Annotated in this window: 16 protein-coding genes; 15 read left to right on the top strand and 1 reads right to left on the bottom strand. The window is 37.3% G+C overall.

The genetic code is table 11. The annotated features are described in order from the left end of the window. Positions 1 to 38 precede the first annotated feature (38 nt). The 7 genes from LZ575_RS15650 to LZ575_RS15675 all read left to right on the top strand — a co-directional run bounded on the left by LZ575_RS15650 (position 39) and on the right by LZ575_RS15675 (position 5,261). Positions 39 to 2,303 carry a TonB-dependent receptor domain-containing protein gene (locus tag LZ575_RS15650; RefSeq protein ID WP_311195827.1) on the top strand — a complete coding sequence of 755 codons (2,265 nt, stop codon included), beginning with the start codon at positions 39 to 41 and terminating at the stop codon, positions 2,301 to 2,303. After that, on the top strand, positions 2,254 to 2,439 hold the full coding sequence (locus tag LZ575_RS23895; RefSeq protein ID WP_311195828.1) for a hypothetical protein: 186 nt from the start codon (positions 2,254 to 2,256) through the stop codon (positions 2,437 to 2,439). Before LZ575_RS15650 ends, LZ575_RS23895 begins: the two co-directional genes overlap by 50 nt. Positions 2,440 to 2,617: 178 nt before the next feature. Continuing rightward, the gene (locus tag LZ575_RS15655) at positions 2,618 to 2,914 is read left to right on the top strand and encodes a type II toxin-antitoxin system HigB family toxin (RefSeq protein WP_235325457.1); all 297 of its coding nucleotides are present in this window, start codon (positions 2,618 to 2,620) and stop codon (positions 2,912 to 2,914) included. An 11-nt stretch (positions 2,915 to 2,925) separates the two neighbouring features. Next, complete coding sequence (locus tag LZ575_RS15660) at positions 2,926 to 3,294, top strand: type II toxin-antitoxin system HigA family antitoxin (RefSeq protein WP_235325459.1); 369 nt, start codon at positions 2,926 to 2,928, stop codon at positions 3,292 to 3,294. Positions 3,295 to 3,447: 153 nt separating this feature from the next. Next, the gene (locus LZ575_RS15665; RefSeq protein ID WP_235325461.1) at positions 3,448 to 4,158 is read left to right on the top strand and encodes a hypothetical protein; all 711 of its coding nucleotides are present in this window, start codon (positions 3,448 to 3,450) and stop codon (positions 4,156 to 4,158) included. 590 nt (positions 4,159 to 4,748) lie between these two features. Then, complete coding sequence (locus LZ575_RS15670) at positions 4,749 to 5,003, top strand: type II toxin-antitoxin system Phd/YefM family antitoxin (RefSeq protein WP_235325463.1); 255 nt, start codon at positions 4,749 to 4,751, stop codon at positions 5,001 to 5,003. Beyond that, positions 5,004 to 5,261, top strand: coding sequence for a Txe/YoeB family addiction module toxin (locus LZ575_RS15675; RefSeq protein WP_235325465.1), 258 nt, complete (start codon positions 5,004 to 5,006; stop codon positions 5,259 to 5,261). A gap of 248 nt (positions 5,262 to 5,509) precedes the next feature. Here the strand turns inward: LZ575_RS15675 and LZ575_RS15680 are convergent, their stop codons facing one another. After that, positions 5,510 to 5,815 (bottom strand): hypothetical protein, encoded by a 306-nt coding sequence (locus LZ575_RS15680; protein ID WP_235325467.1) that lies wholly within the window; start codon positions 5,813 to 5,815, stop codon positions 5,510 to 5,512. 372 nt (positions 5,816 to 6,187) lie between these two features. Between LZ575_RS15680 and LZ575_RS15685 the strand changes: the two genes are divergently transcribed. From LZ575_RS15685 to LZ575_RS15720, 8 genes are all read left to right on the top strand, one after another. Next, positions 6,188 to 6,637, top strand: coding sequence for a GNAT family N-acetyltransferase (locus tag LZ575_RS15685; protein ID WP_235325469.1), 450 nt, complete (start codon positions 6,188 to 6,190; stop codon positions 6,635 to 6,637). A gap of 67 nt (positions 6,638 to 6,704) precedes the next feature. Continuing rightward, a complete protein-coding gene (locus LZ575_RS15690) occupies positions 6,705 to 6,851 on the top strand; it encodes a hypothetical protein (RefSeq protein WP_235325471.1) in 147 nt (48 codons plus the stop codon). A gap of 51 nt (positions 6,852 to 6,902) precedes the next feature. Continuing rightward, the gene (locus LZ575_RS15695) at positions 6,903 to 7,250 is read left to right on the top strand and encodes a dihydrofolate reductase family protein (RefSeq protein WP_235325473.1); all 348 of its coding nucleotides are present in this window, start codon (positions 6,903 to 6,905) and stop codon (positions 7,248 to 7,250) included. A gap of 563 nt (positions 7,251 to 7,813) precedes the next feature. Then, positions 7,814 to 9,892, top strand: coding sequence for an ABC transporter permease (locus LZ575_RS15700; protein WP_235325475.1), 2,079 nt, complete (start codon positions 7,814 to 7,816; stop codon positions 9,890 to 9,892). Positions 9,893 to 10,466: 574 nt separating this feature from the next. Then, entirely contained in the window at positions 10,467 to 11,048 is a 582-nt protein-coding gene (locus LZ575_RS15705) for an O-methyltransferase (protein ID WP_235325476.1), read from the top strand. A gap of 214 nt (positions 11,049 to 11,262) precedes the next feature. Continuing rightward, the gene (locus LZ575_RS15710) at positions 11,263 to 11,430 is read left to right on the top strand and encodes a hypothetical protein (protein WP_235325478.1); all 168 of its coding nucleotides are present in this window, start codon (positions 11,263 to 11,265) and stop codon (positions 11,428 to 11,430) included. Beyond that, positions 11,411 to 11,995 carry an alpha/beta hydrolase gene (locus LZ575_RS15715; protein ID WP_235325480.1) on the top strand — a complete coding sequence of 195 codons (585 nt, stop codon included), beginning with the start codon at positions 11,411 to 11,413 and terminating at the stop codon, positions 11,993 to 11,995. Before LZ575_RS15710 ends, LZ575_RS15715 begins: the two co-directional genes overlap by 20 nt. Beyond that, positions 11,988 to 12,212, top strand: a complete 225-nt coding sequence (locus LZ575_RS15720) for an alpha/beta hydrolase (protein ID WP_235325482.1) — start codon at positions 11,988 to 11,990, stop codon at positions 12,210 to 12,212. The genes LZ575_RS15715 and LZ575_RS15720 overlap by 8 nt, the downstream gene beginning before the upstream one ends. The last annotated feature ends 54 nt before the right edge of the window (positions 12,213 to 12,266 follow it).

The raw sequence follows: 12,266 nt of genomic DNA on the forward strand, positions 1-12,266 counted from the left end.
CCAAAGTCCCTCACGGTGCTAAACGAACTATTCCATTAATGCGTCTCCTCCTTATTCTCCTCCTCCTGTTATATAGCCTTCCCGGTTTGGGGCAGGAAGTAATAGTCCTGGAAAAGAACACGGACATTCCCCTGCCATACGTGGCAATTTATAATAAGGCGAAAACTAAAAGTACTGTAACGTCAGGACAGGGAAAAGCAGATCTTACCCGATTTTCACAACACGAGGAGATCATTTTTAAACACATTTCTCACCTGGAATACACCACCACCAAGGCCCAGGTCATGGCTGCAGGAGGCAAAATTTTTCTAATTTTAGATGATAATCACTTGCAGGAAGTGGTTTTGTCGGTATCCAGGTTCAGGCAGAAAAAAAGTGAAGTACCTCAAAAACTGGTCACCATTCAGCCTGAAGAAATAGCTTTTGCCAACCCTCAAACTTCCGCAGATCTTTTAGAAAGTACAGGAAAGGTTTACGTTCAAAAGAGCCAGCTTGGAGGTGGAAGTCCTATGATTAGAGGGTTTGCCACTAACCTATTGTTGATCACTGTAGATGGGGTGAGAATGAATAACGCCATTTTCAGGAGTGGGAACCTTCAAAATGTTATTTCCATTGATCCGCTCGCGATAGAGCAGGCTGAGGTTATTCTTGGTCCGGGTTCTGTGATCTACGGCAGTGATGCGGTAGGCGGGGTTATGAATTTTTATACCCTAAAACCTGTTTTCTCCTATAGAGAAGACAACTTTAGCGGAAATGCTTTCAGTAGGTATGCGACCGCAAACAATGAGAAAACGGTACATGCCGATTTTAATGTCGGTTTCGAGAAGTGGGCCTTTTTGAGCAGTGTTTCTTATTCAGATTTTGATGATTTGAGAATGGGGAGCCATGGTCCTTTAGAATATATGCGCCCCCATTATGTCGTTACCCGAAATGGGGAGGATTTAGTTGTAGAAAATGACGATCCGCTGGTGCAGAAACCTACGGGTTATAATCAGATAAATCTTCTGCAGAAGATCGCGTATCAGCCACACGATTTGTGGGATCTTAACCTTGGTTTGTATTATTCCACTACTTCCAATTATCCTCGTTATGACCGTTTGTATCAGGAGAGAAATGGGCAGCTGCGGTCTGCGGAATGGTACTACGGGCCGCAAACCTGGTTTCTGGGCCATCTGCAGGTAGAAAACAGGGGATATAATAAATTCTATGACAGGAGTAAATTGACGGCCGCTTACCAATTTTTCGAAGAGAGCAGGAATGACAGGAATTTTGGAGGAGAAATGTTTTATAATACCTTAGAAAATGTTGATGCTTACTCCCTGAACCTCGATTTTGAGAAAGGTTTTGGAAAGAACAGGTTTTACTATGGTGCCGAATATGTATTTAATTATGTAGGATCTAAAGGTGCTGCAAAGAATATTTTCTCAGGAGAGCAGGAACCATCTGCTTCCCGTTATCCTGATGGTTCTACCTGGCAATCTCTGGCCGCTTATTCCAGCTTTCGGTGGGAGGTGAATCAAAAACTGAATATTCAGTTTGGTGCACGTTATAACCATGTTCTCTTAAAAGCTGAATTTGATGAAGCTATATATGATTTTCCTTTCAACGATGCCAATTTAAGTACAGGGGCACTGACAGGTAGTGCCGGAATCAACTGGCACCCGAACAAGAGAACCACCTGGCGGGCCAATCTTGCAACCGCTTTTAGAGCACCAAATATAGACGATGTGGGGAAGATCTTTGATTCTGAACCCGGTTCCGTTGTAGTTCCGAATCCGAACCTGAGGCCGGAGTATGCCTATAATGGGGAGCTGGGGCTTAACTGGAGAATTGGAGAATTCCTGGTTATGGATCTGGCATCTTTTTACACCATCCTGGAAAATGCGATGGTGAGAAGAGATTTTGACCTTAACGGAGTTACAACTGTAGATTACCAGGGAGAAGAAAGTAACGTCCAGGCAATACAGAACGCAGCGGGTGCCTATGTTTACGGATTTGAAGCCGGGGCAGAAATAATTTTTTCTGAAGAACTTAAACTTATCTCCCAACTCACGGCAACTACGGGTGAGGAAGAGTTAGATGACGGAACCACCGCGCCATTAAGACATGCAGCTCCTCTTTTTGGGAATACTCATTTTATCTGGGACAGCGGAAAACTGAAACTGGATCTTTTTAGTGAATATAACGGGCAGTTTGACTACGAGGATCTTGCACCTTCTGAACAGGGAAAAGCATATTTGTATGCTATAGACGATGACGGGAATCCTTATTCCCCCTCCTGGTATACCATCAATTTCACTTAGCCGTTACCAACTGACAGAAAACTGGCAGGCAACAGCCTCTCTTGAGAATATTACAGATCAACGATACCGCACCTACTCCTCGGGAATTGCAGCTGCCGGAAGAAATCTTATCCTGGCGCTGAAGTACAGTTTTTAAACTTCTTCATTTACAAAAACTTTCTATCTTACATGGTATAAGAGATTTAAACGTAGTAGTACTTTTAAATTGAAATAAAATGCACTAGTGCATTTATAAGCTGTTATCCTTTATTAAAAAACAAAACGAGGTTCTTTAAATGAGAACTTTTGTGTATCTTTGCAGTATAATGTTAAATATGAAAAGAATAATTGCGAAGAGAGCACTACGAGAGTTTTGGGAAAAGCACGCTGATTCAGAACAATATTTAAAAACGTGGTATGAAACAGCTAAAAACTCCAATTGGACTTCGCCAAATGAAATTAAGCACACCTATATAAATGCCAGTATCTTAAAAAATGGTCGTGTAGTTTTCAACATTAAGGGAAATTCTTACTTACTTATTGTAAAATTTAATTTTGAAAGGCAATGGGCATTTATAAGGTTTGTAGGTACCCACGCTGAATACGACAAAATAGACGCTGACACAATTTAATAGAGAATATTATGAATATAAAACCTATAAAATCCGAACAAGATTACGAAAAAACGCTAAAAAGATTAGAGATGATTTTTGATGCAGATCCCAATACAAAAGAAGGCGATGAGGCTGAAATATTAACTATGTTGATTGATAACTATGAAAATCAACATTATTTAATTGAGGCTCCTGACCCAATCGAAGCTATAAAGATCCGAATGGAGGAGATGAACCTTAAACAGAAAGATTTAGTTGGAATTATAGGAGGAAAAAGTAGGGTTTCTGAGATACTGAATAAAAGAAAAAGACTGACAGTGGATATGATAAGGGAATTGGAAAAGATTTTACAAATTTCTGCTTCCGTTCTGGTAAATAACTATCAACTATCTAAATAAAACAAAGGGTAACAACGCATATAAAAAAATTGCTGCGGCGGTAATTATTCGAAATTTTTTACTTTTAAAAAAGCAGAAGTTGCGGCGGACAAGTCCGAGCATTTTAACTCGCAACTTTTCATATGCAAAGCGTTGAGCGCAATTAGGAAATGAATGAATTCTACCCAGGAACTTTATTATTTAAATCGCTTCAAGGAATTATATGAAAATTTTCCCCCAGGGGAAATTATAAAATCGGAACAACCAGATTTTATTGTTCAAAGTAATGATAGTAAAATAGGGATTGAAATAACGGAAATTTTTCAAGATACTCATTTAGAAGGTTATTCTAAATTCCAAAAGCTATCTTCTGACCGACACTTTTTTACAAATGAATTAATTTCCCAAATACAAAATTTTGTTTCCTTCCCTTTTCATATGGGAATTGGTTTCAATGACTTTAAATTAATAAAAAGGCAAAAGAAAGATCTGATTTTAAACAAAGCTTTTTGTGCAACGATTAAACATATTTTAATTCTTGAAAATAAACAATCTGTTATTATAGAAGATTTCGATATGCTACCAGAGGAGATAAATTCTATTCAAATTGGCAGATTTGACGGATTAAAAGAATCATATGACGTAATGCCTGAAGGAGGGGCAGTTTCTATTATTGAAAATATTCATATTAATAACATATTGAACAAAAAACATAGAAAATTAGGCAAATACCAAATATGTTCTGAACAATGGTTATTAATTAGAGAAGGAAATTATTATGCCGGATCATTTGCTGAGATTAAAGTTTCAGAACCGATCACAACTTTATTTGATAAGTTGTTTATCCTAAGATCTAATTATAATAAAATAATCGAACTAAAATAACAGTGCACAACAACAGTAACCGTTGCACAAGCCTATAATTTCCCTCTAAAAACAATATTTCCTATAATATTTAAAGCTTTTTAAGCAAGTGCTGCTCTATCCCCGAAAATTTTTTGGGAAGAAATAAGGAGCATTTGAACAGCTTGAAAAGTCCATGATTCAGTCGTTATAAAGAAGGATTGGTGCTTTGGTCATTTCGCAGGACATTTGCCCCTGATTTGACTTTGCTGGTAAACTTCAGGTACTTCTTGAGGTTATTAAGCAATGGCGGTCAGATACATAAATTTGTTGGTCTGGAGAATTCCGATAGCATTTACCTTTCTTAAGCCCGGGAATTCTTTGAGGGTGCCAAAAACAGTTTCTACGGTGTTTTGTCACTTGCCATTCATATAGCACCTGAAGGAAGTGAAGAGTTTCTCCTGGTAATCCTTTTTGGCTTGTATTCCAGGAAATTACCTAATTTGTGTAGCTTGTGCAACAGGCACAGCGCATATAAAAAATTGCTGCTTTTTTGGAGTGATAGAGAATAACGGGAAAATTAGGCAAATTAAATTTTGTACATATATTTGTACCTCTTAAAATACAATATTATGCAAATTACAACTGTTTCTGAATTCAGAAAAGATATTAAAACTTATTTAGATCGCGTTGTAAAGAACTTTGAGACTTTGATCATAAATCGCGGAAAAGATTCCGGAATTGTAGTTATGTCTCTGCAAGAATACAATTCTTTAATGGCTACAAATCACGAACTGTCATCTCGAAAGAATGAATTAAGGTTAGATTCTGCAATTGAAAAACTAAAAAGCGGAGCAGCATTCAACAAAGATTTGATCGAAAATTAAATGAAGTATATTTTCGTTGACGAGTCGTGGGAGGATTATTTATATTGGCAAAAAACAGACAGGAAAAAGTTGAAAAAGATAAATGAACTTCTTAAAGACATCGCTCGAAATCCTTTTGATGGAATTGGAAAACCTGAACCTTTAAAACATAAATACGCTGGATTTTTTTCAAGACGTATAGATAGTGAGCATAGACTGATTTATCAATATAGAGAAGGAGAAATATTAATTGCGAAATGCAGGTTTCATTATGACTGAAAAAGTACTACTGTCAACGACAGTAACCGTTGCACAAGCCCTTAATTTCCCTCTAAAAACAACATTTCCTATAATATTTAAAGCTTTTTAAGCAAGTGCTGCTCTATCCACGAACTCTTTTTGGGAAGAAATAAGAAGCCTTTGAACAGCTTGAAAAGTCAATAAGTCAGTCGTTATAAAAGAAGGAACGACGCTATGACCATTTTTCCAGGCATCTGCCCCGGATTAAATCTTCTTTATTGAAAACTTCAGGTACTTCTTGAGGTTATATGCAATTGCGGCCAGGTGCATACATGTGTAGCCTGGCGAATTCCGATAGCATTTACTTTTCTTAAGCCCGCGAATTCTTTGAGGGTGCCAAAACAGTTTCTATGGTGTTTTGTCACTTGCCATTCATATAGCGGCCACGCCTTCTTTTTACCAGTTTGATATTCCGCTGTTATTCTTCCCCGAATGCGGTGATGTTGATCCTTTTTTTTGTGGCTTTTCCCGATACAGGCCTTACAGTCGGCTCTGGTAGTAAAATAGTTTTCGTTTAGACTGCCATTTTCCATTTTTTAATTGCAGAAGGTGACCTTTTTCCTCTGGGTGCACGGCCAATAGTTTCCTTTCGTGATATACTCAAATCCTTCAGGAGGGAAGGTAACTTTTAATGCCATTTCTTTGAAGATAAGTATAGTTTTCACCACTGCTATAAAAAAAAATTGTTTTTGGATTCTGTCACTTAATCTGAAGGAAGTGAAGAGTTTGCCTGAAAATCCTTTTTGGCTTGTATTCCAGGAAATTACCTAATTTAGGTAACTTGTGCAACAGGCACAATAATTAAAAACATGCTAAAACCTGTCTCAATCTGAAACTCTATGCTCGTAAGCTCACACTGTTTATACTTGGCTTTATCGGTCATTTTATCTAACACATAATACTAAATGCTTAGTAACAAATTAAATATAGAACTTAGACCAACAGAAATTTCAGATTTAGACACTCTTTTTGAATTTCAGGCTGACAAAGAAAGTGGATATTTAGCTGCATTTATGCCTAAAGACCCAACGGACAGATTAGCTTATGTAAACAAATACTCAAAATTGCTAATTGATCCAACCGTAAATAACCAAACAATCACTTTTAATAATAGGGTCGTAGGAAGCATTGGAAAGTTTGTAATGGAAGGTAATGCAGAAATCACCTACTGGATTGACAGAAAATATTGGGGACAGGGTATTGCCACGAAAGCGCTGCAAGAATTTCTTACAATTGAAACCAGCAGACCAATTTTCGCACGGGTTGCATTTGACAATCCTGGTTCGCAAAAGGTTTTAGACAAATGCGGTTTTAAAATTGTTGGCACTGACAAAGGTTTTGCAAATGCCCGTTAAATGGAAATAGAAGAATTTATTTATAAGTTGACTTCTAAATAGAGCATAGAAATTAAATGTCAAAATAATGAGGAAAATAATTGCAGCATTAAATATGACTCTTGACGGAATTTGCGATCATACAGCAGGAATTCCGGATGAAGAAATACATCAGCATTATACAGAATTATTAGAAAAAGGAGACACTATTCTATACGGCAGGACCACGTATTAACTTATGGAATTTTGGCGAACAGTTTTAGAAAATCCTTCCGAAGAAAAATCAATGAACGACTTTGCTTTAGCTATTGACAAAATTCCAAAACTTGTGTTCTCTCATAGCCTTAAAAAAGTAGATTGGGAAAGTGCAACCATAGCAAAAGGAGATTTAAAAGATGAAGTTTTAGAACTCAGGAAACAAGCAGGTAAAGATATATTCGTTGGAAGCCGAAGTTTAATTATACAACTAATGAAACTAAAGTTGATTAATGAATTCCAGCTTTGCATTTATCCAATTCTCCAGGGAAACGGCTTAACATTATTTGAAGACATAAACCAAAGAATTATTTTTAAACTGGCTAAGACTAAAACCTTTCAAAGTGGAGCTATAATACTTTACTATCAACCCCATTAAGGAATGAAGAAACAATTACCCGCCACGATGGCTATAATGATGCTTTTCCCTCTACTTCTAAAAATTGCGTCAATTTTCAATTTAGTGTTTTTAAGATATGAGTGCTAATCCTACAATTTTTTATAGCCGTGCCCATAAAAATCATTATAACATCAGCAATACTTGAACGTTGTTAAAAATACCCTTCCTGGAAACCAATAAAATCTCCCGTACAAATCCTACGGATTAGTTTTTCCATAGTAAACAGCTTTCTGATATAACGTAAAAATATGGTCTTATAGAGGTTAAAAATCTTTGTTCCTGGCTGTATCAATTCGATACAACAAGTGTATCAAAATCGAACAGGTTCAACTAATTATGTTTTTAAATAACTGTAGTTTAGTTGATTATGTTGAGGCACAAACTTTGCCAATAAAAATGAAGGAACCATCTCCTACAGTATTTGCCTGTTTTTCATCATAAATCATCAAGGCATGTTAAAAAACAATTTTAAGATCGCAATCCGGATCCTCTGGAAAAATAAACTTTTTTCATTAGTCAATATCCTGAGCCTGTCCTTGTGTATGGCGGTAGGGGTTATCCTCTTTACAGGCATTAAAGCTACTTATGATACAGATCATTTTCATCCGGAATTAAATCATATAGTACGTATACTCACCCAGGAAACAAAGGAGGGAGAAAAAATTAAATGGGCAACAACACCGTTGGCTCTGGCACCTCAATTGGAAAGCGTCTCCTTTGTGGAGAATACGGTAAAAATTCAAATGGCAGGAAAGTATAACCTGCAAACAGACAAAGGGGATGTTCCTGTTGACATTAAATTTTCAGAGCCTTCTTTCTTTAATGTATTCGGCTTTAAATTACTGGCCGGGAATCCACAAAGCCTAACAAATAATCCCACTTCCATATTTTTAACTGAAAGAACAGCAAAAAAGATATTTGGCGACCTTAATGCTTTAGGGCAGATAGTTCAACTTGAAAATTTAGGTTCTTATACCGTTGAAGGAATCATCCAGGACCCGCCCTTAGAAACACATCTACCCATTGAGGCAATGCTTTCTATTGCTTCTGCTGAAATCCTTGAAAAAGAAGGAGCAATCGGTAATATTTCACAAAGGTGGGAAGACTTCAAAAGTTCAGCAATTTATGCGCGTATAAAATCAGAAGATAATTTAGAGCAGCTTAATACAACCCTCCAAAACTACAATCGGAAACTGGAAAAGAGCAGTCTTCAATTTTTTGCACAACCCATAGAAGATATTACCCCCCGAAACAATGACATTATAAATGACCCTAATGCGGGCGTGGATTGGGCGGGTATTAGAACGCAATTACTTTTAATTCTATCCTTAACCCTTTTATCTGCTTTCAACTATATCAGTTTGTCATTGGCGCGTGCCTTCTCCCGGGCCCAGGAAGTAGGTGTTCGCAAAACAATAGGTGCAACCAGGGGACAAATTATTCGTCAGTTTTTAATGGAATCTACCCTTATCGCTCTTTTTGCTTTAGTGTTTACACTCCCGGGGGTTCATTTTTTAATGCAGCATATACCCGATATGGAAGTGACATTCTCCTGGGATCCCATCCTAATTTCAGGCTTGTTAACCTATGCAGTTATTACAGGGCTGGTCGCAGGGGCATTTCCGTCATGGCTATTGTCAGCCTTCAAACCCATACAGGTACTGCGTAAAATGAAGAATATAAAGCTGTTCCGGGGTGTTGCTGTTTACAAAGCTGTAATTGTCCTACAATTTTCGGTAACCATAATGCTTATGATATTGGTTGTCATATTAGCCGATTATGAAATAAAAAATAATGAAATCATTAGCTCAACTGTGTCCTCCAATGTTCTCACACTTGATTTAAAAGGTGAAGAATATGAAAATTTACAGAACCAAATAAACCAACTAAGCCAGGTAGAAACAACTTTGGCAACTAACTGGTATTATGGACCAATGAAAATGGGCAAATCTTCTATAAAAATAAAGGATAAAATCCTGAATATTAATTATGTAAGTATTGATCCAAAAATAATTGAAACAGAAGGTATCAGCTTAAAATCCGGGGAAAATTTTCCTGAACATATGCCCAAAAGTACTGAGCAATATGTGTTGATAAATGAAGCTGCCGCAGAATTACTAAAAAATAAATCAGAGGATATAGTGGGGCAAAATTTATCACTTGACTCTGCCTATGTCCAGGTCATAGGCATCATGCCGAATGAAATTATAGGCGAAACAGTTCCTTTAATCTATCGGTATTTGCCAAATGAAATAGCATCCCTGGCCATAAAGATTAAGCCAAATACAGAATTGGAAGCTACTAAAGCCATTCAAACCTTATGGAATAACAATTTTCCTGAAAAAACAGCAGATCTTCAAAATTTAAAAGAAGCTTATGCGAGCAGTGGAGAAAGAATAAGTTTTTTTGGATTCTTTGCCCTTATAGTTATGATAATTGCTGGTTTAGGCATTCTAGGCATAGCCAGTTATTCTGTAGAAACAAGAATAAAAGAACTTGGTATAAGAAAAGTACTGGGTGCAGGCAAATTAAAGTTAGTGTGGACAGTTACCAAAAATTTTGCTATTCTCATTTTAATTGCCGGACTTATTGGGGTTCCGGCTAAGCGTGTTTGGCAGTGATTTATTAAGACAGGATATAGGCAGCAGTCTTGTTAAATTAAGTTTTATAAATATAAGCCTTGGCTTTATAATGGTAGCCATACTCGGGCTCTTGACTGTCTTATCTCAAACCATTCGAGCGGGAGAAATTGAAGCTGTAAAAGTTTTAAAAGCAGAGTAAAAAGAAGGAAATTTCGTTGGCAGGTGATGACAATTGCACAACAAATGATTCTATTTAGCGTCACCAATACTTATTGTAACGATTAACTCTAACATTTGAGCAGTCTTACCACAAGGTCTATGTGTCTTAAGCCAGGAATTCTTTGAGGAAAAGCAGGTCTTACAGCGCCTGGCCATTTGTCTTTCACTGGTAATCCTTTTTCAATGCATTCCATTTAAAAATTAGCTAATTTAGATAACTTGTGCAGAAGGCACATTGTCTAAAACTATACTAAATCTCTCTTAGATCGAAAACCCTTGCTCGCCAGTAAGCTTGATGGTCATTCGGACATTCCAGTTCGCCAACTCGCACGGATTTTTAACGAGAAGTGCTTAATATCTGAAAACATCAAAAGACAGATCAAACAAACATTATATGAACGATTTTAATATTCAAAATAAGCCCGGAATTCTTTCAGAAGTTGAAAATATATCTAAGGAAATTGGATTTACAATGCCTTCTGACATTTACATAGGAACTTTATTAAAAACATTAATAACGTCTAAACCTAATTCAAACCTTCTGGAACTAGGAACGGGCATAGGATTGTCCTTATCCTGGATGATAGATGGAATGGACTCTGATTCGAAATTAACCAGCATTGACAATGATCCTGAATTAATTGAGATAGCTAAAAATTTTTTCGGACAGGATAAAAGAGTGGAACTCATTTGTGCAGACGGAACTGAATGGATAAATAATTACACCGGAGAAAAATTTGATTTGGTTTTTGCAGACGCATGGCCAGGCAAGTACAGCGAAATTAATAGAATACTTGATCTTATTAAAATCGGCGGGATATATATTATTGATGATATGTCTACTCAGCCTAATTGGCCCGAGGGGCATCAGGAGAATGTTGATGGCCTTATTGAATATTTAGAAAATCGAAAAGACCTTAATTTGACTAAAATGAATTGGTCAACCGGGATTATAATAGCTGCAAAAAAGTATTAAAACATTTCGTTCGGTCATTAATGGGTTAGGTATGCATAGTCCAGGATCTTCCCTGATTTCCAGATTAATTAAAAGGATTCAGTAGGGGCCAAAAATTTTACTATTAATCAGTTGTTTAGGGGATCGAAAATTTAACATTAAGAAATAAAAGAAAGGCTTTAACAACCGGAACTATACGTATATTCATAATTATTAACATAATAATCCATTTATAATGACTTTTTCTTTTAATATTTTTGCTAAATCGTCTATTTACGCGATTTTATTTGTTTGTGCTGCATCGGGAATGGCCCAGGACGGGACAATTTATCCTCTAGAGGCCCCTGCAGAACCGAGAGCAATTCCATTAGGAACGGGTGGGGTTGAAGATCAGCTTAGCTAAAGAAACCTGGTTTCGACAATGGGGGGATCCAATGGCTCGTAATATTTCCACTGCTACACTTACACCATTCCTGCCCGATCCTGCAATAGCAAACGGTACCACTGTAATTGTGGCACCCGGTGGAGGTTTCAGGTGGCTTTCTATGGGTAACGAAGGCTGGGAAGTTGCTGAGGCACTTGCCAAAAAAGGAATTGCTGCCTTTGTACTAAAGTATAGGCTTAACCCAACTCCTGAGTCACTTGAAGATTTTAAAACCTCGATGACCCGACCCCCTTCGCCTCCCGCAGGCTCTTCAAACGGCGCTCCGGTACCACCACAACGTCCCCGGTCCAATTTGTCTAACCAGCTCGAGGATGCTGAGGCTGCTTATGCTTTAATTGTTAAACGTGCAGAGGAATGGGGTGTTGATACTACTAATATAGGGATGATGGGCTTTTCAGCTGGTGCCAAGTCTCACAATGCATTCAACGCTCAATTCCAAAACTATGGATCTTGCTTTTATTGCTCCAATTTATGGAGGATTAAATGCAGTAGAGGTGCCAAAAAATGCTCCCCCAATGTTTAATGTTATTGCCGCAGATGATTTTCTGTTCAACGGAGAGTTGGGTTTAATTGAATCCTGGTACAAAGCAGGTAAACCTGTTGAACTTCACCTTTACCAAAATGGTGGCCATGGATTCGGCCTTGGAAATCCTGACCGAACCAGTAATCGTTGGTTTGATGCATTTATTCACTGGCTGGAAGTGAATAAGTTTTTTATAGCCCAAGCTGAAGAGAAATAAGACTTTTTTTCGGGATACCTTTATATAAAGTTGAGGTTCTCCCACTCTCTAGTG

Source organism: Antarcticibacterium sp. 1MA-6-2 (assembly GCF_021535135.1).
Classification (GTDB): Bacteria; Bacteroidota; Bacteroidia; order Flavobacteriales; family Flavobacteriaceae; genus Gillisia.